At 59.1% G+C, this 24,545-nt stretch carries 27 protein-coding genes, 1 tRNA gene and 1 pseudogene; 18 read left to right on the top strand and 11 right to left on the bottom strand.

Going from position 1 to position 24,545, the window contains the following annotated elements:
- Window positions 1-511 precede the first annotated feature (511 nt).
- On the bottom strand, window positions 512-745 hold the full coding sequence (locus AC0L2C_RS21030) for a hypothetical protein (protein ID WP_023801795.1): 234 nt from the start codon (window positions 743-745) through the stop codon (window positions 512-514).
- A gap of 85 nt (window positions 746-830) precedes the next feature.
- A complete protein-coding gene (locus tag AC0L2C_RS21025; protein WP_287241524.1) occupies window positions 831-1,133 on the bottom strand; it encodes a hypothetical protein in 303 nt (100 codons plus the stop codon).
- Between the two features lie 229 nt (window positions 1,134-1,362).
- On the opposite strand from AC0L2C_RS21025, the gene AC0L2C_RS21020 reads away from it, so the two are divergent.
- The 7 genes from AC0L2C_RS21020 (at window position 1,363) to AC0L2C_RS20990 (ending at window position 10,655) form a co-directional block, all read left to right on the top strand.
- Window positions 1,363-2,505, top strand: a complete 1,143-nt coding sequence (locus tag AC0L2C_RS21020; protein ID WP_287363496.1) for a helix-turn-helix domain-containing protein — start codon at window positions 1,363-1,365, stop codon at window positions 2,503-2,505.
- A gap of 478 nt (window positions 2,506-2,983) precedes the next feature.
- Window positions 2,984-3,658 (top strand): ATP-dependent DNA ligase, encoded by a 675-nt coding sequence (locus AC0L2C_RS21015; protein ID WP_287241527.1) that lies wholly within the window; start codon window positions 2,984-2,986, stop codon window positions 3,656-3,658.
- Window positions 3,659-3,804: 146 nt separating this feature from the next.
- Window positions 3,805-4,023 carry a DUF3072 domain-containing protein gene (locus AC0L2C_RS21010; protein ID WP_128245069.1) on the top strand — a complete coding sequence of 73 codons (219 nt, stop codon included), beginning with the start codon at window positions 3,805-3,807 and terminating at the stop codon, window positions 4,021-4,023.
- A 141-nt stretch (window positions 4,024-4,164) separates the two neighbouring features.
- Window positions 4,165-5,625 (top strand): phospholipase D-like domain-containing protein, encoded by a 1,461-nt coding sequence (locus AC0L2C_RS21005; RefSeq protein WP_128245070.1) that lies wholly within the window; start codon window positions 4,165-4,167, stop codon window positions 5,623-5,625.
- A gap of 153 nt (window positions 5,626-5,778) precedes the next feature.
- On the top strand, window positions 5,779-6,579 hold the full coding sequence (locus AC0L2C_RS21000; RefSeq protein WP_128245071.1) for an endonuclease/exonuclease/phosphatase family protein: 801 nt from the start codon (window positions 5,779-5,781) through the stop codon (window positions 6,577-6,579).
- Between the two features lie 340 nt (window positions 6,580-6,919).
- Window positions 6,920-8,692, top strand: coding sequence for an adenylate/guanylate cyclase domain-containing protein (locus tag AC0L2C_RS20995; protein ID WP_473524322.1), 1,773 nt, complete (start codon window positions 6,920-6,922; stop codon window positions 8,690-8,692).
- 1,144 nt (window positions 8,693-9,836) lie between these two features.
- A complete protein-coding gene (locus tag AC0L2C_RS20990) occupies window positions 9,837-10,655 on the top strand; it encodes a hypothetical protein (protein ID WP_473524321.1) in 819 nt (272 codons plus the stop codon).
- 155 nt (window positions 10,656-10,810) lie between these two features.
- On the opposite strand, the gene AC0L2C_RS20985 is transcribed toward AC0L2C_RS20990, so the two are convergent.
- On the bottom strand, window positions 10,811-11,167 hold the full coding sequence (locus AC0L2C_RS20985; protein WP_128245074.1) for a DUF2934 domain-containing protein: 357 nt from the start codon (window positions 11,165-11,167) through the stop codon (window positions 10,811-10,813).
- Between the two features lie 248 nt (window positions 11,168-11,415).
- Here AC0L2C_RS20985 and AC0L2C_RS20980 point away from each other — a divergent pair, with 248 nt between their 5' ends.
- On the top strand, window positions 11,416-11,628 hold the full coding sequence (locus AC0L2C_RS20980; protein WP_473524320.1) for a KTSC domain-containing protein: 213 nt from the start codon (window positions 11,416-11,418) through the stop codon (window positions 11,626-11,628).
- A 651-nt stretch (window positions 11,629-12,279) separates the two neighbouring features.
- Here AC0L2C_RS20980 and AC0L2C_RS20975 read toward each other — a convergent pair.
- Both AC0L2C_RS20975 and AC0L2C_RS20970 read right to left on the bottom strand, forming a co-directional pair.
- Window positions 12,280-12,447, bottom strand: a complete 168-nt coding sequence (locus AC0L2C_RS20975) for a DUF3606 domain-containing protein (RefSeq protein ID WP_128245077.1) — start codon at window positions 12,445-12,447, stop codon at window positions 12,280-12,282.
- 477 nt (window positions 12,448-12,924) lie between these two features.
- Window positions 12,925-13,218 (bottom strand): hypothetical protein, encoded by a 294-nt coding sequence (locus AC0L2C_RS20970; protein WP_287240898.1) that lies wholly within the window; start codon window positions 13,216-13,218, stop codon window positions 12,925-12,927.
- A gap of 724 nt (window positions 13,219-13,942) precedes the next feature.
- Between AC0L2C_RS20970 and AC0L2C_RS20965 the strand changes: the two genes are divergently transcribed.
- A complete protein-coding gene (locus AC0L2C_RS20965) occupies window positions 13,943-14,272 on the top strand; it encodes a hypothetical protein (RefSeq protein WP_128248488.1) in 330 nt (109 codons plus the stop codon).
- Window positions 14,273-14,354: 82 nt separating this feature from the next.
- Window positions 14,355-14,684: a hypothetical protein gene (locus AC0L2C_RS20960; protein ID WP_473524319.1), complete on the top strand. Its 330-nt coding sequence runs from the start codon at window positions 14,355-14,357 to the stop codon at window positions 14,682-14,684.
- 600 nt (window positions 14,685-15,284) lie between these two features.
- Here AC0L2C_RS20960 and AC0L2C_RS20955 read toward each other — a convergent pair.
- From AC0L2C_RS20955 to AC0L2C_RS20935, 5 genes are all read right to left on the bottom strand, one after another.
- Window positions 15,285-15,785: a hypothetical protein gene (locus AC0L2C_RS20955; RefSeq protein ID WP_473524318.1), complete on the bottom strand. Its 501-nt coding sequence runs from the start codon at window positions 15,783-15,785 to the stop codon at window positions 15,285-15,287.
- Window positions 15,786-15,870: 85 nt separating this feature from the next.
- A tRNA-Ser gene (locus AC0L2C_RS20950) sits at window positions 15,871-15,960 on the bottom strand.
- A gap of 226 nt (window positions 15,961-16,186) precedes the next feature.
- Window positions 16,187-16,519: a tyrosine-type recombinase/integrase gene (locus tag AC0L2C_RS20945; protein ID WP_288142330.1), complete on the bottom strand. Its 333-nt coding sequence runs from the start codon at window positions 16,517-16,519 to the stop codon at window positions 16,187-16,189.
- Between the two features lie 6 nt (window positions 16,520-16,525).
- Window positions 16,526-17,392, bottom strand: a complete 867-nt coding sequence (locus AC0L2C_RS20940) for a tyrosine-type recombinase/integrase (protein WP_288142329.1) — start codon at window positions 17,390-17,392, stop codon at window positions 16,526-16,528.
- A 14-nt stretch (window positions 17,393-17,406) separates the two neighbouring features.
- The gene (locus tag AC0L2C_RS20935) at window positions 17,407-17,964 is read right to left on the bottom strand and encodes a hypothetical protein (RefSeq protein WP_287240890.1); all 558 of its coding nucleotides are present in this window, start codon (window positions 17,962-17,964) and stop codon (window positions 17,407-17,409) included.
- Window positions 17,965-18,161: 197 nt separating this feature from the next.
- Here AC0L2C_RS20935 and AC0L2C_RS20930 point away from each other — a divergent pair, with 197 nt between their 5' ends.
- The 5 genes from AC0L2C_RS20930 (at window position 18,162) to AC0L2C_RS20910 (ending at window position 20,890) form a co-directional block, all read left to right on the top strand.
- The gene (locus AC0L2C_RS20930; RefSeq protein ID WP_287240889.1) at window positions 18,162-18,371 is read left to right on the top strand and encodes a MerR family transcriptional regulator; all 210 of its coding nucleotides are present in this window, start codon (window positions 18,162-18,164) and stop codon (window positions 18,369-18,371) included.
- An 83-nt stretch (window positions 18,372-18,454) separates the two neighbouring features.
- Window positions 18,455-18,652: a hypothetical protein gene (locus AC0L2C_RS20925; protein WP_128248483.1), complete on the top strand. Its 198-nt coding sequence runs from the start codon at window positions 18,455-18,457 to the stop codon at window positions 18,650-18,652.
- 1 nt (window position 18,653) lies between these two features.
- Entirely contained in the window at window positions 18,654-19,679 is a 1,026-nt protein-coding gene (locus AC0L2C_RS20920; RefSeq protein WP_473524317.1) for a hypothetical protein, read from the top strand.
- 236 nt (window positions 19,680-19,915) lie between these two features.
- Window positions 19,916-20,350, top strand: a complete 435-nt coding sequence (locus AC0L2C_RS20915; protein WP_473524316.1) for a hypothetical protein — start codon at window positions 19,916-19,918, stop codon at window positions 20,348-20,350.
- A gap of 3 nt (window positions 20,351-20,353) precedes the next feature.
- Window positions 20,354-20,890, top strand: a complete 537-nt coding sequence (locus AC0L2C_RS20910; RefSeq protein WP_287240884.1) for a hypothetical protein — start codon at window positions 20,354-20,356, stop codon at window positions 20,888-20,890.
- Window positions 20,891-21,688: 798 nt separating this feature from the next.
- On the opposite strand, the gene AC0L2C_RS20905 is transcribed toward AC0L2C_RS20910, so the two are convergent.
- Window positions 21,689-22,615, bottom strand: coding sequence for an adenylate/guanylate cyclase domain-containing protein (locus AC0L2C_RS20905; protein ID WP_287240882.1), 927 nt, complete (start codon window positions 22,613-22,615; stop codon window positions 21,689-21,691).
- 508 nt (window positions 22,616-23,123) lie between these two features.
- Here AC0L2C_RS20905 and AC0L2C_RS20900 point away from each other — a divergent pair.
- The 3 genes and pseudogenes from AC0L2C_RS20900 to AC0L2C_RS20890 all read left to right on the top strand — a co-directional run.
- Window positions 23,124-23,282 carry a hypothetical protein gene (locus tag AC0L2C_RS20900; RefSeq protein ID WP_287364366.1) on the top strand — a complete coding sequence of 53 codons (159 nt, stop codon included), beginning with the start codon at window positions 23,124-23,126 and terminating at the stop codon, window positions 23,280-23,282.
- 418 nt (window positions 23,283-23,700) lie between these two features.
- Entirely contained in the window at window positions 23,701-24,084 is a 384-nt protein-coding gene (locus tag AC0L2C_RS20895) for a hypothetical protein (protein WP_287240880.1), read from the top strand.
- 81 nt (window positions 24,085-24,165) lie between these two features.
- Window positions 24,166-24,545: pseudogene (locus tag AC0L2C_RS20890) on the top strand (hypothetical protein); the annotation flags it as partial.

Below are 24,545 nucleotides of genomic sequence, written 5' to 3'. Positions count from 1 at the left end.
AATCCTCCATGGCGCATGATCCGATCGATACGCTCGGCAAGGCGACCCGGCACAACATGCTCGTCAAAGCCGAGTGCGGCTGCGGGAACGTGCGCTACTGCCGTTATTTCTTTAGCGGGGACCCACCAGGGCATCGACCTCTTGCATCTGGTCCACGTGACCGCCATTGGCGACGCGTTTCCGGATCGTCTTATCGCAATGCCCCTTGGGCGGCTAATAGCCTGTACTTTTCGAAGATCGCTAGCTTCTGCGGATAGGTGATCCGTACCTTGGCGTTGCACCCGTCGCATCTGAAGTGCGCGATCGTTCTTAGCGCAGAGCCCTTCCTTACCGCCGGATGCGAGCAATTCGGACAATCGAATGCGAGCGCAACATCAGACAAGTCTTGGGCTAAACCCATTTCCATCTCCTTCGCAAGCGCTGTGGCTACACTCTGGCGGGACTCAATGGGGCAATGCAGATGCGAATGCCAACGCGGGACTAGAACAATTCGTCAGGGAAAGCCGCCCAGCTAGTGCGCCTTCTCTGCGCCCTTTGAGAGACGAAGAGACCTCAATTCATCCAGCAGTTCGCGCTCCTTGGTAGTAATGTTTCGGAAGATTGCGACAATCGCCACCGCTAAGGCCTCGGCATCCCGGCTTGAAGAGTCCATGTGTTCATCTGCGCAAACCTGATCGAACACGCGTTCGCAAATAGCCAGATCATGAGGGCTGAGGCAGGTGCGATTGAAACGCCGACGCAGCATCTGTGCGAACCTTTCAGGGCCTGTTGCCAGTGTTTGCGGCGGACTTTTTTTGTCGATGAACCGCTGAGGCGTGATTGGAATAAGTTTACTCGCTGACCGATAATTGGTCTTTCAATAGTCCCAAAATCAGGGCGCACTCGCGAGCTCTATACTGTCCAGCAATCATAAGTTGGCGGTAATCCCGCAATTTTTGTTCTGGGACATGAAATCCTCGCCGAAATTCCGCCGCCTCTTTCGGAGTTCGTGTGCAACCGAGTCTACTGGCGGCGACTTTCACACTCGCCAGTGAGCATCCGACCTTGGCTGCAATATCTTTCAAAGGTTCGTTATTAAAATATCCATCAAGAATTATCTTGCGACGAGCTTCTGTTTTGAGCTTTGCGTTCATTTCGTTGCCTCCTCAACTACGCTTTCACCGTGCCAGACTCTATACGCACCACGTTGAAGAGTGTCGTTATCGTCGCATCCAGAAACTTATCTCGGAATGCATTTCTTGCTGTAACCCAGTGTGATAGCCCTCTGTGGACTCGCGTTCAGCTGGTCTTGCCAGATGGCTGTGATACACCACATGATTGCGGTGGCGATGGGCATACCGGAATCGGATACGGCACTACGCGATGGACGCTAAGAGGCAGGACAAGGCGCTTGCGAGGCAGGCGCTTGAGCGCGATCGACGTCGTTGGCCGCGCGAAGCTCAGCCTTACAATGAGGCTGCCCCGTCACTTGCGCCGGCGCTCGAACCTTTGCCCTTTTCGACGCTCGAACTGGCGCCAGAAGATCAATTCGTCGCTTGGCAGGCGCATATGGCTCCGCTTGTCGAGATCAAGTTGCCGGATGACAAATCGCTCGACGATGGCTTTCCCGCCGACCACACGGCTTGGAACCTCGGCGGCATGCTGATCGTTCAACAGCGCGCACCGGCACATAGTTATATGCGTTCTGCTGCGAAGCTTCGGTCCAGCTCGATCGATCACTGGTATATCGCTTTGCCGCATACTGGCCGGTCGTGGACGGAGGTCGATCGCCGCGTAGCGGAAAACCAGCCGGGCAAATTGGAGATTAGATCGCTTGGCTACCCGTTTCGGGGGAGGGCAACGGAATCCCAAAGTCTCTTTCTCTATTTGCCGCGTGATTTGTTCGCCGATGCGGCGGCAACCCTGGACGCAAAGAATAATTCAATTCTGTCCGGCAACTTTGCCAACCTTTTGCTCGACTACCTCAAGAACATCGAAGCAAGACTGCGCAGTCTCACGGTTGACGATCTGCCCCGCATCGTGCACGCAACCCGCAGCATGATCATTGCCTGCCTCTCGCCCCCGGCGGAACATGCCGCGGCCACCGAACAATTGGTGAGTGTCGCGCTGATGGAGCGAGCCCGTCGATACGTCCACAACAATCTGGATGCGGCTCATCTGACGCCGGATTCAATGTGCCGGGCGCTCGGCGTCTCGCGGACGCGTCTTTATCAGTTGTTCGAACCGAGCGGTGGTGTTCTCCACTACATACAAAGTCGCCGACTTCTGGCAGCCCATGTTGCGCTTAGCGATCCGGCGGACAGCCGGCGCATTGTTAATATTGCCGAAGCCGTCGGGTTTAGTTCAGCGGCTAATTTCAGCCGAGCTTTTAGCAAGGAATTCGGCTACAGCCCCCGCGAAGTCCGAAGCTCCGTGGTGTTACCGCGCCCCGCCAACTCCGTTTCGCATGCCGGACACGAGGAGGCCTCTTCCTTTGAACATTGGCTCAAAGCGCTCGGAAGCTGAGTACAAGATCGGGATGAACCAGAATATTTTCGTGTCGCGTTCACCGCGCCATCAATTATAGCCGATCCCCGATTTATCAACCGACTGTTCATCGATGTCGCCGCGCATCACAGCGGAGCATACATTGCAACTACGCAGCATAAGACACTTGTTGAGAGCGCGAGTCGTATGTTTGCCAAGCCAAGAAACAAAGAGATAGAGCGGTTCTGCGGTTCCTTGAAATGACGAACCGCTCTAGCCCGGATTATCTCACCAGCAAAGGGCTGCGTAGGCTGGCGGCGATCCCGGACAGCAATTAGCCGGTCGGGAACGGTGCAAGAGCGCCGCGCCGGGCAAGATATGTACGCCGGGATAAGTATTAGGATGCAAAGCTAACGACAGATCGGCTTCGTGCGTAGATGCTTGCAATGCTTGGCGGGGGCTCGGCGGCTTGACGGGGGCTCGGCACAGGTGGCAGGCATCATGTTGGGGAGATGTCGTGCTGCCTGTGCCGATAGCCGCCGCTGCGCGGTCAAAGGTGGCGTCATTGAGTAAGCGTGCCAAGGTCGTTGGCGGCCGGCTGGAGTTTCTTCCGCCGCAGATCCCGACTCGGGTCGAGCGGCCGCCTGAAGGTGAGGGCTGGGTCCACGAGGCCAATCTCGACGGCTATCGAACCCAGATCATCATCGATAATGGCGGTAAGCGTCTTTACAACAAGAACGGCCGCGACTGGACCACGAAATACTGGCCCATCGCACTAGCCGTCGATCTGCCATGCCGGACTGCCATTCTCGACGGCGAAGTCATTGTTCCCGGCGAGCAGAGCGCTTTCGATTGCCCTGCGCTGGAAGTGGCGATCTGGAACGAGCCGAGCCGGCTGGTGTTCGTCGCGTTCGATATCCTCCATCTCGACGGCCACGATCTAGGCTCCTTGCCGCTGCTGCAGCGCAAGCAGGCGCTGTGGCAACTGATTGAGCCTGGCCTCGGCAAGATCCAATACAGTGAGCATTTCGAGGGCAGCGCGCTGGCGCTCTTCCGCACCGTCGAGAAGATCGGGCTCAATGGAATTATCTCGAAGCGCGCCGACAGCCGCTACAGGAGCGGACTGTCGAGCACATGGCTGAAGGCCAAAAAATTTGAAGAAGCCGACTCCCGAGTTGGGGGTCGTTTATGAGCCAGGCACGGTTCCAATGCCCTGATCGCTGCTCACGGGCGTCCTCACCGATTTGAGGCCTACGCGGGCGGACGCGACGCGCATACCAATCTGGCGGAACAAATCATGATCATTCTCATTGTGGTGATCATCAAGGGAGATTGATCATGGGTGACCGGCACAACCCAAAAATCGAGGCATCGGCAAATGTCGAAAAGGACCCGGAAGATTGGATCAGCGGAGATGATCCCATGACCCCCGCACAAGCCTCCTATTTGAAAACTTTGGCCGAACAGGCCGACGACCCTGACGCCTATGCTGACGGCCTCAGCAAGGCGGAAGCCTCTAAACGCATCGATGCACTCCGGGAGAAGTTAGGCCTGTAGTGCCCGCTCGTGGCTGTTGGCCTCCGGCGACGGGGCCGTTCCATCGAACCCGACAGCGGCTCTGTCCAGTTTGTTACCGTGGTCTGACCCCGGGGATGAGTTGCATTGCGTTCTGCAACCGCTCGCTGGATAGTCCTGGCGATGTTGCAGACCTTGATGACTCATTGGCCCCAGGTCCTCGCGATCATTTCGGTGGTGATGGCGGCCATCGGCATCGTCCACGCCATAATGACGAAGGAAGACGTCCGCGCCGCCACAGGTTGGGTCGGCGTGATGTTCCTGTCGCCATTCCTCGGCGCGATCATCTACGCCGTTGCCGGCATAAACCGCATTCGTCGTGCAACGATCAGCGCCATGCGGCCCCCTTCCAGCGAGGCGGCTTCCGCAAAACATGAGCGCAACTTTGCCGCCGAGGAATTGATTGCCGAGCGGTACGGCCAACGCTTCACCGGCTTGAAGACATTGGGCGACAGGGTGGCCCGGCGTGCCCTGACCTCGGGAAACGCGATTGCGATATTGGAGACAGGTGACGAGGCCTATGCCGCAATGTGCCGAGCGATTGACGGCGCTCAACGCACTGTCCTTCTCGAGACCTACATCTTCGACAATGACGATGTCGGGCGGCTTTTCGTGGAATCTCTCGCGCGAGCCGTCCAGCGGGGTGTCAGCGTTCGCGTGCTGATCGATGCCGTCGGGGCGCGTTACTCCGTCCCCAGCATTCTTGGGCGCCTGCGAGAGGCGGGAATCCCGGCAGACCTCTTCAACGGCAACATTGTCATGGGCCTGCGTCTTCCCTACGCCAACCTCAGAACGCACCGGAAGATCCTGGTCGTCGATGGCACGATTGCGTTCACCGGAGGGATGAACATCCGAAAGGGATTCTCAGCCGAGTTCGCCGGCTCCTCCAGCGCGAGGGACACGCATTTTCAGGTCACCGGGCCGGTCGTGGCCGACCTTTTTTCGGTTGCCGCCGAAGATTGGCGCTTCGTGAGCGGCGAGTTCCTGAAAGGCGACACTTGGCAAGTGGCCACGTTTCCCGCGGCTCCCGGTCAACCGATGCTGGCGCGGGCGGTTGCATCCGGGCCGGATGCCAGCATCGAAACGAACCACAACTTGCTGATCGGGGCATTTTCCGTCGCCCGCAAATCGATCCGCATCATGTCGCCCTATTTCCTGCCGGATCGGGAACTGATCAGCGCGCTGACGACCGCGGCCAGGCGAGGTGTCGAGATCGACATCGTGGTACCGGCGATGAACAATCTTTTCCTTGTAGACCGGGCGATGACGGCGCAATTCGATCAGGTCCTGAAGCACTATTGCCGCGTATGGCGCACGCAGGGCTCGTTCGATCATTCGAAGCTGCTGTCGGTCGATGGAGTTTGGGCTTATATAGGTTCCTCCAATCTTGATGCCCGGTCCCTGCGGCTGAATTTTGAGATTGATGTAGAGGTTCTTGATGCAGGATTTGCCGCGGAGATTGATGCGCGGATCGGATCGGCAATCGCCTCAGCCACGTCTGTAACGATCGAAACCTTGAGAGCCCGGCCATTCATCGTCCGCCTGTTCGACCGAGTGTTGTGGCTGGGATCGCCCTACCTTTAGAGGCTTTCTCGTTCTGCCCGGGGCAATTCGGGCGACGCAGCCATCGCTCCTTTCGAGCGCCGCATCTCGTCAGGGCAGGAAGCAGCGATTGCAGATCCTGTTTGAGTGAGACAAAGCTAAGTCTTGAAGGTAGTGAGGACGAGCAGCAGACTCATGCAAAGAACTGGACAGAGCTTTCCTGCAAGTGTGCTCAAATCCATTCGCGACAGAAAGAAGCAGAAGGCGAAGGCTGCGCCGTCCGAAGGGACACGCCCTGCGGGGACTCTGGTCGCATCTTACAACGTTCACAAATGCGTGGGCGTCGACAGAAAGTTCGATCCCGAACGAATCGCTCGCGTCATCCGGGAAATCGGTCCGGATGTCATTGCGTTGCAGGAAGCGGACAATCGCTTTGGAGATCGTGCCGGCCTTCTGGATCTGCTGCGTCTCGAATTGGAAACAGGCCTGGTGCCGGTGCCGGTGTCCGGAAACGGCAAAGGACACGGCTGGCACGGCAACGTTCTGCTTTTCAAACGGGGCATCGTTCGCAATGTCCATCAGATAAAGCTCCCGGGGCTGGAGCCGCGCGGAGCCCTGGTTGCCGAAATCGATCTGGACGAGAAACGAACTCTGCGCATTATCGCAGCCCATCTCGGCTTGCTGCGCCGATCGCGCTCCGAACAGGCCCGTGTCGTGCTCGAAATCATGAACAGACCGGACGAAAAACCAACACTGCTGCTCGGCGATTTGAACGAATGGCGACTCGGAAACCGTTCCGCGCTGAATACGCTGCACACGACTTTCGGTCCCGCGCCACCGGCGGTCCCCACCTTTCCATCGAGTCTGCCGCTGCTGTCGCTCGACCGGATCATGGCAAATCGACACGGAATGATCTCATCCGTCGAAGCCCATGACACGCCGCTTTCGCGGGTCGCCTCCGATCATCTGCCGCTTATAGGATTCGTTCGCCTGTGATGTAGCTGCCGAGCCCCATGAATGGAGATCGGTTCAAAGGGAAGCTCTAGACTGGACTAGCGGAGCGGGGCGGCCCAGCGGCTTTGGTTGCGGGGGGAGGTCGCTGGGCCTAGCGAGCCTTCGGGGGCGTGCTCACGTGGCTGGTGAATACGCGACTCTCCCCGATCAGGGAAACGTCCATCCAAGCCCCATGGAAGGCACCAGACTCGACCATGAGTGGGAACGGCTCAGCCCATACCAAGACGCAAGAATTTAGGCTACCTTTCTGGGACTGAGCTGTCGCGACTTATGGTCGGTCGCATCATGTGGGAGACCTTTCTCCAATCTCAAAGCCGCTTCCATGCGTCGATCGCTATTTCAGAAGTATTTTGTAGTCTTGTTCGCGGCGGCCATTTTTCCAATGGCTGCCGGTGGCATCAGCAACACGTGGTTCAGCTATTTCGACCAGCGAGCGATCCTCAGTGCCCTGCTGCGGTCCGAGGCAACATCGGCGGCCGACAAAATTGAGAGCTATCTTGACGACATCAAGATTCCGCTCGGCTCCACGATCCCGGAGGACGTGTCGGCCAATGCCGGCGTGAAACAGCTTCGGCTTCTTGTCCTGCGCGTGATGCACCAGGTCCCGGGAATTCTCAGCATCAGTTTCGTCGACGGCGCCGGCGCGGAACGGCTGCACGTCTCGCGCACTGGCTCAAACAGGACGGAAGGCGGGGCGGATCGCTCGGGCGATCCCGCTGTCGTCGGCGCCAGGACGGCGAAGGTCTGGTATGGCCCGGTCGCCTATCGCCAGGGTTCCGAACCGTCGGTAACCATGGCGATGGCGAACTACGACGATACAGTCCTAGAAAACACGATCATCGCCGAAATCAGTCTGAAGCCGATCTGGCTCATCGTTTCCGAAATCCGCGTGGGCCGCAGCGGCCAGGGACTTGTCGTCGACCAGACCGGCCACCTCATCGCTCACCCCGCGATCAGCAAAGTGATGCAGGGCGCCGACGAGAAAGCAGCTTTGGCCCTGCGCGGATTGGGGGATGCGATCGCCGCCGCGGGCGGCACTGCGATTGCAAACCGCAACGCCGAGAATGAACGCGTTGTGACCGCTGGCGCGCCCGTTGCCGCGGCCGGGTGGACGGTATTTGTCGAGCAGTCGCAGGCAGAGGCTTTTGCACCCCTATACGCTTCATTGTGGCGGACCGGCGGGTTGTTCCTCGCCGCCACAGTCCTTGCGGCGGTACTCGCCTATTGGCTTGCCAGACGAATGAGCGGGCCCATCCGATTGCTGGAAGAAGGCGCCCTCAAGATCGGTGCCGGGCAATTCGATCATCGGATCAACATTGTCAGTGGAGACGAACTCGAGCGGCTGGCTGCGCGGTTCAACCAAATGGCGCAGGAACTCGCCATATCGCGGGACCGCGCTGAGCGAATGACGCGTTTGAAGCGCTTCCTGGCGCCACAGGTGGCGGAGCTCGTAGAAAAGGCTGGCGACGAGAGAATGCTCGCCGGACAGCGCGCGGAAGTGGTCGCTGTTTTTTGCGATTTGCGTGGCTTCACCGCATTTTCGGCGCACGCTGCGCCTGAGGACATCATGCAGCTCTTGCGTGAGTACTACGAGGCGCTCGGCGCGATCATCACCCGGTATGAGGTGACGCTGACCAGTTTTTCGGCGGATGGATTGATGATTCTCGTCAACGCCCCGGTTCCATGTGAAGAGCCGGCGCTTCATGCCGTAAAAATGGCTGTCGACATGCAGGATTCCACACAAGAGCTCATATCTGGCTGGCGGCAGCGTGGTTATGATATTGGCTTCGGCATGGGGCTCGCTATGGGGTGGGCAACGGTGGGTCGAATTGGCTATGAGGCCCGCGCTGACTACACCGCAATTGGCAATGTCGTGAACTTGGCATCGAGGCTGTGTTCGTCCGCTGAAGATCGACAAATCCTCATCGATTATTCCGTAGCGCGCCATCTGCATGACAAAATACCGATCGTTGACCTCAGTACTCGCCAGTTCAAAGGCCTAGACGGGCACGTTCGCGTCTACAATGTTGAGACGCAAGGGATCGAGCGGCCGAATTTAGATCCTGCTGCGAATGACGCCACGGCAAAGGGCTAAGCTCCTCTGCATCGACGTCCGCTATCGTTCTTCCCTGCACCACAAGCGGACCTACTGCTCCCGGCCCATTTCGGTCTTTTAATGCCACTCGCTCTGACGGCCGCTACTGGCGGTCAGTTCGCGTCATGCAGGTTGGAACTCAATTGCATTCGCCTAGCAACTTCGCACGATCACGAAACCGGTAACCTGTTGAGACTATTGGTATCGAAATCTGTGAACCAAAAGAGCGAGGTTGCCAGGTTCGGAGAATATCGGCCGAGAGAGCCCTCATTCAACGGGGAATAGTCGGCGGTGCGGCTGCCAGCTTTTCTTTGAAAAGCCCGCAGTTCTGCGGGATTCGCGGGCCGTTAGACCGACAGAGAATGTTGGGGCAAGGTGCGTTGGCGGAGGGAGAGGACCTGAAATCCAACCTTCTCCACGAATCTGCGATCACCTTCGTAGTCGGGGTGTTCGGCCGATGCTGTTCAGTCGACCTGTTCAATCTGCGGACCTGGGTCGACCGGCGGAGCCGGCGTGCAATCTTGCCCCTTGCATTCCTCGACAGGGTTATCGGCTGGTGGAAGGCAGTTTTGGCCCTCGCAATGAACTGCCGGCTCTGGCGCTTCTACGTGGTTAGGCGGAACAAGCTGATCCTCAGCGCGAACGGCCGGCATTGCTACGCTGATCATGCCCGTGCACAAGAGCGCAATCCGAAGCAATTTCATTTCCGCCTCCGTGCCTGGCAGCGAGCTGTACCCTACACTTTCGAGCTGCGGCCGCATCCTCTCACCCGCGAACGACGTTAACACGGAGTTTCAGTGCTGGCCGGCAGGGAGCGGGCCAAATGATCAGTGGCGGTGCAGCGCAAGGCGGCGAAGGGAGCAGTGATTCGAGCTTATGCCGAGTTGCGACCCGAAGGGACGCCTGCGAAGATCGCGCGGCCTAGCGGCTGCCACATTCGTGATTTTCGCGCTCCGACCCGCGGGCGACCTTCAGTCGCGAAGGGCAGTCGCGTTCTGGTTCCCGAGTGAACTGATAAGGCCGGCGGACGTTTCTCTGCGAATCCAACACCATTGACGGCAAGACCGTGGAGAAATCCGAGCATAAGCCTGCGCGGCAGAAACAAGACACGCCCGGTGCTTTGGCGAACTTTCCGTACGACCGAATGACTGTCGAACGATTTCGGGCGGCCTTTCCGCGAGCGAGGTGGAGCGACGAGCGCAGGAGCTGGTTTGTACCAGGCAAGACGGCAGCCCGCCGCGTCGACCGTTGGCTGGCGCGCGAGGCCGAATTGCTGGCGATCCACGGCGACAGCAAGGGGCGGGATGCCTATTCGTTCGACCCCATCTCCAGTCCCTATCTCGAGGTTGCCGAGGATCTGCGCATTCGGACACCCTATTCGAAGACCATCCTTCGGGAACTACACGAAATTCCCTGGGCAAGTTGGGATGATGAACTCCGCGCGTGGCGCGTGCCGTTTCGGTCCTATGAGGAACTGCGGCGCCGATGGCCGACAATCGAAGAGGCTGCCAAATGTAGCGAACCCGAGGAAAGGAAGCGACGACGAGAGGCGGAGAAGGACTCGGAGGCTCAAAGAGCCACACGGTTGCGATATGCGGAACGCCGCCGCCAACGCTATCCGTTGTCGGCTGAAGACTTGCCTCCGATGGGCCGCCCCGTCGCAACAGAGCAGTACGGCGTCGTCGTCTTTACCGATGTGTCAGGCGAAGTCGCCGAGCCGCCAGTAATGGCCGCCTTCTATCCACATGCGACGCGGACGGACATCGACTACGTGTGGGGAACGTGGTGCTCGGCGACGCTGACGGAACTCATCAGGACATGGCCCGCTCGTCGTGAGGCCGGCGAAATGGAGCACTCCCGCGGCTGGTGGCGGCCGACGCTTGGCGAACTTAGAATTGCTCGTCGAAACGCGCGCGTCATCGAGCGTCGAAGGCGAAACCGCCGTCTCAGTCCAATGTCGTGAAACTCCGACCGCGACCCGGCCGGCCCGCTCTTTCCGCCAGAGGCGCGGGCTTTCATTTGTTTGGCCGATGCGGCGGTCCGCTGGCGGGGGGCCGAGGTTGAAAATCTGTGGTGATCTGTCGAGTACAGCGATGGGCTCCCTGAGAAAGCCGGCGGTTACCTTTCGGATGCCCTGAGGCTCCGCGCCGCCTCATCGAGTGCCAGCGGATCGTCACCGAGGCGATCTATGAGGTCTTGAGCTTGATCGCCGGTGATGGCTGTTCTCATCGCCAGCGCTTCCGCTGCCTCAACATCCGATTGACCAGCGGCGCGCTTGCCTTGCTTCCCTCGGCTTTGGGTCTGCGCGGGAGCTGGTACGTCGGCCGGTGGACGAGCACCAAGCGAGCGGTCTTCGTTCTCGATTTCCAAGGTCGCCTGATTCCAATGACGCTCGTGCAGACCGTGCGTCTGGCCTTCTCGTTCCCAGATCTCATATGCGCGGCGCCGAATGCGTTCGTGTTTGTCGTCTGACATGAACGTTCCTCCTTGTAGGTTCTCACCCAACGCGAAGGAGCGTCGGAACGATCCGACCCTAGACGCCTATTTCGGAGAAAAACAGAGACCCGGAAGGCTAGCTTCCGGAAGACCGTGCCTGCCGCGTTTGCGATGCCGCGATGCGTTAGGTGGCCCAGCGCAAATCCTCGTGCGCTGCTCCGGGAGCAACACCACGAAGGAACGTGACAGGCTCTCCGATCGTTGAAGGCTTTTGATCGAGCCATATCATGCCATCGACCTCGATACGAAAAATGGCATACGATCCCGACAGCAGAATCCTCTCGGTGTGGTTCGTGGCCAGCGGCAAACGGTACGAGTTCGAGCGCGTGCCGCCGGAGACCTTTGCCGCGTTCAAAGCCGCCTTTGCCAAGGGCCGCTACTTCAACGAGCACATCCGCAATCACTTCCGCTACCGTCTGGTTGGACCGGCGGTCGACTGAGCAGCATCAGCGGACGATCTCTTTGGGCAGGGATGCGGCTCATTCGCCGTGGCCGTCCGGCCGTCCGGCCGGCCCTTTGCGAGGCAAGGTCTTATATCGGAACGAAAGGCGGATTCGCGAATTCTACTGCGAGATAATCGGAATCGTCGCCCATGAGGCTCGCGACCCTCCACCTTGAAACTGCGAGTTACGGCGACGTATATCGCGCCGCAAGGCTTGTTCGCCTGAGGCAGCAAATGATCCGGCACATCAAGCGCACTGGCGCCTCGGCTCAAAAAGTCGAGCAAGCGCTGGCTAGTCTGGCCGAAGCAAACGCACCCATGGACCGGCTCGCGCGGCGTCAGTAGGGCCGCGACGACGTAAGGAAAGGCCTTCGAGGCTGCTGCCCAGGAGGAGGGGTTGCTACGCAAGTCCTCCAACTAGGGCTCACTTCGCGTGCGTGCTGTTGAACACCGGATGTCGCACACTTTCAATTCACAGGCTCGAGCGGTTGGTGCTCCGCCTCCGTATGGTGAAGCACCTGGCCGAGATCGCGCATGTCGAAATGCTGCCCGCATGTAGGGCAGTGTTCCAAATGCTACGCCTCGGGCTTGATCGGCCGGTCGTGATCTTTGCCTCGAAAACCCGTGCCTTCGTTGTTGGTCCGATATCTCATTTCCGCTCCCGCAATACCCTCGCGGCTTTTGTCAGGGCTGACCGATCATTGCCGTTCTTTTTGATCAGCTTGCTGACCTGGCTCGGCGAGATTCCATTCTCTCGCGCGAAACGTTCTATCTCGTAGTACTCGTCGATCGACAAACGATTCTGGTTGTCTTCCATTTCCGTATTCCTAGCCGGGTTCAAGCAAACGGCACGTTGAAAGGACCCTAGCAACGACTGCCTGCAGCCGCGGTTCCGAGCGGCGATACGTCCTTGCCTGTTTTGCGAACAGATAAGACTTAGGTCCGGTGGAGGATCGGACCGAATCCCCTCATGGGGCTGGCTTCGCCGTGCACAGGAACCGAAACGTTCAAATTTTATTGAGTGGGGTCTGTTGCGTTGGAGTTTGCATGGGAGGTTTGCGCCATTCCAACCCGACGATAGCGAGCCATAATCCAACACAGAAACTTCCTGGAACTTTAGCCATTTCTAAAAATTGTCTGTGACCAGTGGGCATGCCCCCCGCTGCCCGCTGTAGATCGGGCTGCAACCCGATCGGGCCCGCGCTCTCCGCCAGAGGCGCGGGCTTCTCTCGCTTTTCTCCGTGAAGAGCGGGGCAGAGACGTCGCGCGAACAGACGTTGGATCAAAAGCCGGCTCACGGGAAATCGAAATGCTGCCATTCCACGCATCGATGGACCCGACATTGACCCTCAAGCGTCTGGACATAGGAGGCGACGGGCACGGCGGGCCGGTCGCACTCATTGCCAAATTGGCGGACATATCGATCATAGGTGTTGCGGCCGGTGGTCAGGACGACCGCGCGCCGGCTCTGGATCAGCTGCTGCGTCTGTTCGCAAGTCATGGTGCGCGCATCCGGCCGGGCGTAAGCCATGCTTGTGGCCGCGAACAGGATCGCCGCGGCTGTCGATACGATTGGGCGAGCTGTCATGCTGCATCCTCACCAGGGTCGTGCCTAACGCGCACCTTCGCCAGTGGTTCCGCAGCTTCACCCGGAGCAGCTAGAGCGTCTAGCCGACAAGGCAGGCGCCACCCCGCCGTAGGGTTCATTCTCCTCTGTGGAGCGCGGGCTTTTCAATTCACAGGCTGCAGCGGTTGATGCTCCGGCTTCGCATGGTGAAGCACCTGGCCGAGATCGCGCATGTCGAAATGCCGCACACTGGACAATGTTCGAAATGCTCCGCCTCGGGCTTGATTGGTTGGTCGTGGTCCCTGCCTCAAAAAACTTCGGAACCGTTGCAGAAATCACGCATTACAACTGCAGCGGTCGATTCCTTCAGGATGTAGCCGCTAAGACACTCCCCAAGTGAAAGCCCGTTGCCGGCCCCTCCCGCCAGCGGGCTTTTCGCTGTACGGCGTCTTGTCGTCAAAGCTGACTGGCGGTAGTCCGCTGTGTAAAGCCATAAGGTGCCCCGCAATGGGTCAATACGTCTGGCACCGCAATTGCATGGTCAAGGATGGGGAATGGGTTGGAGGCCGGTCGCTTCGCAAATGGAGCGGCGGGTCTACTACATACCGGCCGCGCGCCAGGATAAAGCGCGTCGCATGAGGTCGGTCAGACGCGCGCTTTAAGACTTGCCTGTCGCAACCGATGGTAGTAACTGATATGATTAAGTCTAAAAGTTGAGTAAATGTGACGCGGGTTACTAGGTGCCATGAGCGAGCGCGGTGAGGAATACCTCCCTGAATGGATTACAGGCCATCTGTCCGATGATCCGGTAATTGCCAGAGACATCTCGGCCAGAATTTTGAACATGAACAATGTTGGGGTCCCGTCCCGTGGGATGAGGAGAAGCCAGCGGAAAGAAGCGTCGATCGAGGGCGGCGGTGAGATTTTGGGGGCTCTGTCGACTCGCGCGATCACCGTCATCTTCCCAGACGCAACACCCATCATGCTATTGGCTGTTTTGGCGCTTTCCGTGCTGTTGCTCCTGGGCGTGGCAGGTTCCGGGCTATTAGATGAGGCGGTTGCGTCAACACTCTGATCGGGAGGCCCACTTGCGTTTCCCATAGACCTCAGGAATATAATCCTCTCCGTTGCGGCGAACCCCTTTCACGGAGATCGCCATGCCCCAAAAGACCCTCGCCGACACCCTGGCCGCCCGCGAAACCATCTATGTCAATTGCGGACACCCGATGTGCTGCAAATCGACGAAACTCGACATCCAGGCGCTGATCGACAGGCTCGGCCGTGACCACGGCTCGATGCATGACGACTTGGTCGGGCTCTTTGTCTGCTCGAATTGCAAGGCTGCCGGCCGTGACCGCCGGCAGGTGTTCTTCACATGCATTCCTGACTACGAAGGCCAGCAGCGGGCGCGCAATCGCGACTGGAAGCCAACTTTCGAACGAAGGGCTGAAAGTGGCCGGCGCCGCTTGTGGGGGGCGTTGGGGTAAGATCGCCTGAGTGCGCCGGCCGGGCGGATTGGGGTCCGCCGTTAGAAAGTACCGACCGTGGCGATTCATGTAACTTCCGTGATCGCGGAAGTCCCTAGGCGGATACTCGCAGGAAACCCGTGGAAAGCAAATTCGGCATTATGCGAATCGGCCCCGCCAAGGGAAATTGGTCCAAACGTTGGACAGGGAGGGGAGGCTTTCAGCTGAGTACTTGATTTTTCTGGTACGCCCAAGGGAATCGAACCCCTGTTGCCGCCGTGAAAGAGGCGTTGGTGGCGGGTCCATCGCATTTGCAGACACATCCGAAAGCGGCCAGCACGGTGGCGACACTGTGGCGACACGGAAGATGCAGAGGTCCAGCGGCCGAGGAGAGTTGACGGTAAGTGGCTGATATAATTTGAAGAATTGGTGGGCGATGCAGGGATTGAACCTGCGACCCCACCCATTTGAAGACTTGATCCCGATCGGGCGAACCACGGCGCCTCGGAAGTGCCGGGCGAGGGCAGCATCCAACCATCTTGTATTCTTCTGCTGGGTCGGTCGTTTGTCGGAGCTTTCGTGTGATCCCACACGGCAGTTTTTAAGAAAGCTAATGCTCGCTCATTCATTCACAACCTTGCCTCGATATTGAGGGCAGAGCATTGTGAAAGCTGGCGCGGCAAAAATACCGCCGGAGGCGCAGTTATTTTCAACGGGCATTTTGAAGGACATTTGCCCCAACTTGATGGTGCCCTTACTGCAATTTGCTTCCGCACGAATTGCATCGCCGAGAAGGTCCGCTTTCGGCTGGCGAATGCACTCTTCGGGCGAGGCATAGCCGCCTTGGTTCACATAGCCTTCATGGCATGCCTTGACGATATCCGGCTCCGTGAATTTTGCCGTGGCGCGTGCATGTTTGGTGTTAACGCCGGTGATCTCGATGACTGTCGCAGGCGGTTCTATGCAGCTTCTCTGCAACTCTGCACCCGACGTCGCAGTGGCAAAAGACGAGAAGCTGACAGCGAGAAGGACGGCTCTCGTCGGGGACATTTGTCGCAACGCCAATGGCACTGAAAACGACCGCCGATACGATTTGGGTTTGTTCCAGGCCTGGCTCGGCATGGTTCCTCCTCCTGATGCCACTCCTGGTGGTGAAGTTGTCTCTAACGGCAAGCCGCCGTCAAGCGGGGCAACTTGCGGGGAGGGCTGGCGGATGGGGTGGGATTCGAACCCACGGTAGAGTTGCCCCTACGCTGGTTTTCAAGACCAGAGCCTTAAACCACTCGGCCACCCATCCAAGTCACTGCTCGGCGTCGCTTTTTCAGTTTGTGCCATTTCTGTGCCACTTGCGACGCCTTATCTCCGTAAAACTCAATAATCCACAATGTCTTGCGAGATAGCACACACCGGTTTTCAAGACCGGTGCCTTAAACCGCTCGGCCATCCCTCCAAGTAGTTGACTTTACAGTGCTTTCTGCCTCTTTGCGGTTTGCTCAAAAGGCCGCTTGCTACGCACTTTGCAACTATATGTTCTTTCGACTTGCGCTTATAGCTACCTGCAACGCCGCGTCAACTCGCTCTGCCGCGTCAGCCTGCATGCCGGGCATGACATGGGAATACAGATCCAATGTGATCCCGATGGTCGAGTGCCCAAGGCGTTCGCTGGCGACCTTTGGATGAACGCCGGCCGATAGCATCTGCGTGGCGTGGGTGTGCCGAAGGTCATGAAAGCGGATGCGGGGCAGGGCTGTCTTGCCCAAGACGCGCACCCACTCATGCGTAAGCGACCTTGGCTGCAAAGGCGATCCGTCGACCTGGGCGATAACGAAACTGTCACCGTCCGGCCGCAGCCCCAACCGGAGCTATTCCTCGGCTTGCCGAATGCGATGCGCTTTCAGTTCGGCAACGACGCTGGCCGACAGCGCCACGGTCCGCGCCCTGCCGGACTTCGGCTCCTTGTAGCGGACACCCTCTGCAGTTTGTTCGGCACTCTCCACGACAGATACCTGCCGGCGGTTATCGCCTAGTTCGATATGGTGCCAGCGCAACGCCAGGATCTCGCCGCGTCGCAATCCGCACGTCACAGCGAGCAGAACCGGGATGAACATGCGCGTCGGTCGGAGCGTTTCAAGCAAGATGGCGGTCTGGCTCACGTCGTAGGCAAGCATTTTCTTCCGCTCGACCTTCGGCGGTGTCGTCGCGCGCGCCGGATTGCGCGACAGCCTTTCCCATGTCACCGCCTGGCCCAACGCCTTGATAAGCACGCGGCGGTAGTGGTGGACGGTACGAGGCGACAGCGGCGGCAGGGGATCGCGCGCTTCGCCATCTTTCTTTCTGCGATGGTCAACGCGTGGCGTTGTCAGCGCTGTGGTGAAGGTCGCGTCTATCCGGTCGGTCTTCAGCTTGGACAGGATCACATTGCCGATGAGCGGCGCCAGACCCTTCCGGCAAATCTCGGCGTACCGCTCGTGCGTCTTTGGGGCGACTGACGGCTTGATAAACGCCAGCCATTCGTCAAGAAACTCGGCGACCGTCTGTTTGGTAGGCTCGACGTAAAGCCCTTGGTCAAGAATCGTGATGAGGCGGGAGCATTCCTTCTGCGCCTCGCGCTTCGTCCCGCTGAAGCTATGCCATTTGCGTTTCTTCTTGCCGGTCTTCGGGTCGATCTCGCCGACATCAAGGACAATTGCCCATTTGCCTGGGCTGCGCTCGCGAATGTGGCCTTTCATCGCAATTCACCCTTTCAAAACGGGATTTCGTCGTCGAGGTCGCGAGGTGGCCCTGACGGTTTAGGTTTCGCATGAATCGGCCATTCCGGCGCACTGAGCTTAGCCGCTCGGAGAGCGCCCTGCATGGCCTTTCCGGCCGCAAAGTAGTCATCGGCTTTCTGGTCGTCATGAATCTGAATAAATTCATCAATGCGCGGCCACAGCACATCAACGTAGAACGTCAGGAACGTTTCTTTTTGCTGTGAGGCGTAGAAAAAAGGCCAGTGTTCCTTTGCAAACGCCAGTCGACGTTCTTCTTCATACGTTGGAAAGAATTCGGGGCGTTCCGCCATCCGCAGCGCACGACACCCGTCGCTGACATCCCAAAATCGTTGCCAGCTGTCCGGCTCCTCGGGAAATTTCGGATCACGCACCGTCTCGTGAGACGCCGCCGTCATGATAGCGCGCTCCACAACCGTGGTGATGTTCTGGCCCTTCAACCTGGAGAGGTATTCCAGAATGAAGCGAGTCTTCGGATCGAGGCGGATCGTCAACGTCTCAGTCTTGCCGCCGCGCTTCGCCTCTTTCGCCATGCCACTTACTCCTTTGTAGTGCCATAGCGGTACACGCTGTCGGCGATTGAAGCAACAAAAACCCTCAAATGACGTGAATTTGACTGGGGAAAGCCCTACTTTGCCCTTGTCCGCCCTTGAACCGCCGAATCGCGGGATGTATTACTATGGCAGTGCGTTGGATGATCCGACCACGTGAACGAACAGGATACGGCCATATGACGTTGGAAGACGCGCTGAGCCGCCCCACCATCTCCGTGACAGATGCCGGGGCGGTATTCTACGGCCTGAGTCGGAACGGCTCTTATGATGCCGCCAAACGTGGCGACATTCCCACAATCCGCATTGGTCGAAAGATTGTAGTGCCGGTGGCGCCGGTCGCACTGCAACTCGGCCTCCGCTCAACGGCGGGGAGGGAAGCTGCTTGAGCGGTCCAGTTTCCAGACCCGACCGCTCAAGCCAATCTGCCCAATTTTTCGCAACCCCTCCCAGGGAATTGAAAGAAACAGACATGCAGGACATAGCAGGCGCGAAGGCGCACGTTAATTCACATTCAGCATCGGCGAACAAGAAATTCACTCTCACGGTCAAGGTCGAGCCGGATGGCGAAATCTTCCACCTTGAAGGCCGGCCGGCTTGGGCGATGACTGCATTGCAGGCCCTCCAGGCAAATGCGAGAAGCCACTTGATCACGGCGAGGGCTGCGTAGGTTGGAGGAAGCGCAAACCCCTCTGTCACTTCGATGGGAGCACCGGCCTCACTGGCCGGCCCTTCGCAAAGAGTATGGCGGCTCTGAAACAACGGCCGCCATTATTCTCTCACTTGTCACCGCTGATGGTGCTGTTTCGTATTCGCGCAATCGCAATCACTACACCCGGCCGCGCCGCTACATTGAGTCCCTCTACACTTACGTCAAGGTGACGGGCTCGGCCGACTATCTCGATGGCGTCGGCCTTGTTCATCATGACAAGGTGCCACCCAATCATCGGAGGTGGCAAAGCTCGATGGTAGCCACGCCTGAGCTAATCGAGCGAACCGGCAAAATACTGAACGCTGGTCCGGCTCTTTTAATCGCCAGACCTCGGGAAAGCATCATCCTTCGAGACGCGGACAAAGAGCCTGTCGACTATCGCGACACCCCCGCGATTCGCCGGATGCGCCGTCGTGTCGAAGAGATGAACGAAGCCATTCGCGGCACGCTTCTAACGGGCGTCCTGCCTTCTCCAATGGTTCGAATATTCAACCGCACCTTCAACCGAGGTGGCCGCTATTACGCATTAGGTGGAGGCTGGCAGTCGATGAGCAAAGAAGCGCGAAAACTGATTACGATCGGCGGCGAGAGCGTCGTAGAGATTGATTACAAAACCCTGCACCCAGCTCTCCTATACGCCGAGGCGGGCGCAGCTTTGCCCGAAGACTGCTACGCCATAGCAGGTTGGCCGAGACCGCTCGCCAAACTTGGATTGCTTGTTCTGGTCAACGCCCCAACCAAGGCAAAAGCTCGCCTTGCCATTGCGCATCACAAGGAGATGGCGCGGGTTGCGGGGCCTGGATCGCAATTGGCGTTTGCAGCGGCAGACGAATTGATAACCGATGTGAAGCAGGCTCATCACCGCATCGCTAAGTACTTCCACTCTGACAAAGGCGCGGAACTTTATGTGCCTGGACAGCGCCATTGCCGAAACTGTCATGCACTTGATGCTGATGGCTGGCGTCACGGTCCTGCCGGTACATGACAGTTTTCTGGTCCAAGCGTCGAAGGCCGAATTGCTTGAAGAGGCAATGCAGAGGGCGGCCTACGAGACTGGAATAGAAGCCCTGCAAGTCACCTTTGGCTGAAGGAAATTACCTAATGGATACAGGAACGTGTGCCATAAACGTCTTACATATGGAGAGAGGTGCCCCGGCCTCTTCCTCCTCCGTCTCTCCTGTTCGGCCGATTTTTGCTGTTTTAAGGGGGGAAAAACAGGATTTGGGCGAGAAAGCCAAAAAATTTTTTGGTCCGAAAAGGAGGGGTGCCAGCATGACGGTGATTGAGACTGAGGGAGGCCTCGTTGTGGTCGACGACGGTTCGCCGAATGATCGGCGAACGCTCGCCGGACCATTCCCGACGAATGCGGAAGCGTGGCGCGCTGCCGATCGGCTAGCGGACTCGCCGGTATCGACGGCCGAAAATCGTGCGGACTGGATATCGAGCAAGATCCTGTCGGGCGGCCCGATGCCGGTCGGCCCGAAGAAGAAGACCAAGCGTGAGCGCAAGCAAGCCAAAGCCGCTGCGAAGGCTCCTCGTTGGGTCCGCGACATCGCAGCGGCAAAGTTCGATCCCAATGGCAACCGTGATGGCAACGTTCCTGTCCAGCAGGGCAAGGTGCCGCTTAATCGCAGTCGTGAAATATGGGCGGCCTAATCCATGACGGCAAAAGCAGAAGTCCTTCCCAAGCCCGATAGCGCGAGCCAAGCGAAGCCGTCGCGCCTCTTAAAGATCAAGGGCAGCAGCGTCACGATCGATCATACGGCAGCCCAGAAAGCCTTCGGGTCATCAGACGAAGATTTCATCAATGGCTTCCTTCGCCAGCTGGTGAATGTCGGCAGCCACGGCAAAACGCCAGACGATCAGGGCACGGCCTTCGTTGCCTCGATCGTGAAAGGCATTGAACCGCAGGATCAGATCGAAGCTATGTTGGCTTCGCAGATGGCTGCTGTGCACATAGCGACAATGACGTTCGCCCGCCGCCTTGCTCACTGCGAAACTATCCCGCAGCAAGACAGCGCCGAACGTGCTTTCAACAAGCTCACCAGGACATTCGCGGCCCAGGTCGAAGCCCTAAAGAAATACCGCACGGGCGGCCAGCAGCTCGTCACCGTGAAGCACGTCACGGTGAACGAAGGCGGCCAAGCTATTGTCGGCAACGTCTCGCATGGGGGGCAGGGTGACGGAAAAAAATAACGTCAACCTCATGAACCTAGCGCCTCGGTGTCATGCTCGGTCGAAGCGGACGGGTTGCCAGTGTCGGTCACCAGCGGTGAGGGGCAGCGCAGTCTGTCGCATGCACGGTGCCGGCGGTGGCGCACCTGAAGGCAAGCGGAACGGCAACTATCGCAAAGGAGGCAGGACCAAACGCACAATGGCAGCCTTGGCGGTTGTCCAGGCAATGGCGCGGATATGTCGGCAGACGATCGATGATCTACCGGATTAACTGGGCACTAGTCGCCATGCTGCTCGCCGCGGCCTTCATTCTGGCGTTGTGCCTGCGCTCCTTAGCTTGCGGCCTTGATTGAATGAAGGGCTATTTCATCCACCCGCGCAGAGTGTCCAGCGTTCGCTTTAGCCACCCGTGTTCGGCTTGCGCTTCCGGCGGCGCACCTGAGGGCAAGCGTAACGGCAACTATCGCCACGGCGGGCAGACAAAGGAAATCATGGCATCCTTGGCTAACGTCCGAGCAATGGCGTGGCTCTGCCGACAGACGCTAGACGACATCGGTTGAGGCTCTGGGGGGCGGGGGGGCATCGACAACCCTGCGCCATCTGAGCGTGCGTACCGGTCGGGTCGTCTCTCTTCCATAAACGCCACGAAAAAAGTTTTAGGACAGTTCGACGGCACGCGTGGGGCAATAGATTCGGCTGTTGCTAGCACGTGGTTTCCTTCCGCCATTACGATTGGGCGATTGGTTGGTAAACCTTTGAAATCATTGTACGCCAAAGAGGATGAAACTGAGAACTGGGACGATCAGGCATGTAGCCTGCTCATGACGCCCGTTTCCGGATGATCCAGCCGATGCCTCCCGCAAGCGCGATGCCGAGTAGCGGCCATTTCGCCCAGAAAATCCCGTTCCAGGTCAGCAGGTTTACACCGACGACCCCCAATGCGACGACACTCAGCATGGCGACGCCCCGATTGATGAGCCTCGTCATGCTTGCCCAGCGGAGGCCCGCCAGAACCGCTACGGCGAGCATCGGCCACCCAGCCCAGAAAATCCCATTCCACGAAAGCACATTGATGGCCACCAACCCCAACGCGGTCAAGGCAAGCAGAAGGAATTTCCGGCTGATCCTGCGCCCGAGGAAAGCGCCAGACCGGGCGGCGTCGCGCGACCGCCCGTCAGCGGCCGGTTCGGCACGGCGCGCCACCGCTTCGGCCCCGCTCTTCTCACCGCCGATCCGGACAACGTAGCTCGGCACACCTTCTTCGATGTTCTTGACGGCGAGGTCGCCCAGGAACTCGAACCCGACCGCCATTTTGTTGCGGACCTGATCGTACACCGTATTTGAGATCACGATCCCGCCTGCCGGGGCGGCGGTCTGAACGCGGGCGGCAATGTTGACGCCGTCTCCATAAATGTCATCTCCCTCGACCATGACATCGCCAAGGTTGATTCCAATCCGAAAGCGCATCTGCGTTTCGGCCGGGCGAACGGCATTGTGCCCGGCCAACTCGTTCTGAACGTCGATGGCCGTCCGGACGGACTCGACCACGCTCGGGAATTCGGCGATCAACCCGTCGCCCCAGGTGTTGACGACACGCCCGCCGCGGGCCTCGATTAGGCGCGCCATTGCGTCCCTGTACTGTTTCAGAGTCGCCAGCGTTCCTTCTTCGTCGGCTTCCATCAGGCGCGTATAGCCCTGAACATCCGCCGAAAAGATGGTCGTCAGTTTGCGTCGTGTCGCCGACATTGAACTGTCCCTGCTCGATGTGAGCAGCCGAAGCTTGCCGTGCTCCGGTGGCTGAGTCTACGTCGCATTCCCGCGTCGCATGAAGATACTGAAAACACTCTTTCTGGGCGCGGGGATGGCGATTCTGGCCGCAGCGAACAGGAAGCGCGTTGTGTCGACCGGAGGGCCCGAAAAGCCGCCCGGCGGGGGAGGGTCCCGAAGTCATGGACGGTGACCGCTTCCGTCGCGTCCTGCGGAAGCTGCATCGTCGACGTTTCGCGTTCTTCTTATTTGCGAGCCGGAGCGCCAGCCGCCAAGCCCGGAGCCCCGATGGAGCCCGGCAGGCCGCCGTCGAGATCCCCGTGGGTGATTGTACCGGAGGATCGCACGGCATGCCGTGCGATGTCGATGGGGGGCAGGGTGACGGAAAAAAATAACGTCAACCTCATGAACCTAGCGCCTCGGTGTCATGCTCGGTCGAAGCGGACGGCGCGGTCTCGCGGAGTGGACGGGCAGCGGCGCAGAATGGATGCGACCATTCTTTCTCAGCCTGCTTGCCGACGCCTGCGCACTCTCCGGTGACGTGCGACGGGCGCTCGGGGAACTGGATGAGGCTATAGCGGCGGTCGAGCGGCGGGGCAGCGCTGGCCGGACGCCGAACTGCATCGATTGCGAGGGCAGTTCCTGACAGCTTTGCCGGACGGCGGAAGACCAGGCGAAGTGCTGTATCGAAAAATCCGGGTTCGAGGCGAGGAATTCCCTTGCTTCTTCCTTGGCCTCTGCCAACTGCCCCAGCCGCGCCAGACTTGCAGCCAAGATGCGCTGCGAACCGAGCCGATGCGTCGCCTCATGCCTGAGTGTTTCGACGGCATCGGCGTATTGACCCGCTGCGTATTGGGCGAGCCCGAGAACACCACTGTTCGGGCAGCCGCCGAAGGTATGCCCGATATCAACCGCCGCCGCCTTCTGCTTGGCCTCGCGGCTACTTCAACCGCCGCTGCCGCTGCGGCGGCCTTGGCTGCCGCTTCAACGATCTCGACGCGACCGCAGCGCCGTCTGTCGCTGACGCGATCCCAGTTACGCGGACGAAAACCAGTCTCGATGCAATGCTGCTGGAGCTCAAGGGCGCGAAACCGAAGCGGGTGCAGGTCGATCCGGAGCCCGAGCCCGAGGCGGATCGAGTATGGCGTGCGAGGTACTGGGGCAATCTTAGCGTGAGCGACGATGAGCTTGAGCGGAGGTACGGCGCGCCAACATGGGCGGTGTTGTGCTACCCGATGCATGCCGAGTGGATCGAAGACGATGCGCGGCTGACCAGACTGGCGCAGGATTGGCGATTGGCGAGTCCTACGGCCGCGTCAGGACGCGCGGGAGCCGCATCCCGGTCCATAAGACCAGCCAAGGGCGAGATCGCGTCCAGCGGCTCGCCTGCGTTTCAAAATCAACCCCAGGCGCTTGCCAACGGCCAGTTTCCGGCACGGCCCGCCTAAGAACGACATAGCAGGGAACCGATTTAACAAGCTCTGAGTTTCAATTGTTAACCCAAGGTGAAAGTCTTAGGGAGCAACATAATGAAAACCATCCATCATCTCCTCGCCGGCACCGGTATGGTGCTGATTTCAGGTGCATTTTTCGGCTCAGCGGCGACCGTTCCAGTATTTGCGCAGGCGATTGAGCGCCAGATCTTGGCGGGGCAGCAATGTCGCTTGTGCCCGCCGCTCACCACTGGCGAGGGCCATCCGACAGGCACAGCTAGTAGGGACACCATCGCCGGCAGCGTCGGCGACCACGGCACCGGCAGCGTCGGCGGCAGCGGCAGCATTGACGGCAGCGGCAGCGGCAGCATTGACGGCAGCGCCACCGGCAGCATCGGTGGCAGCGGCAGCATTGACGGCAGCGGCAGCATTGACGGCAGCGCCACCGGCAGCATTGACGGCAGCGGCAGCATTGA

It is taken from the genome of Mesorhizobium sp. WSM4845 (assembly GCF_055811455.1).
This window is presented reverse-complemented; position numbering and strand designations above follow the sequence as displayed.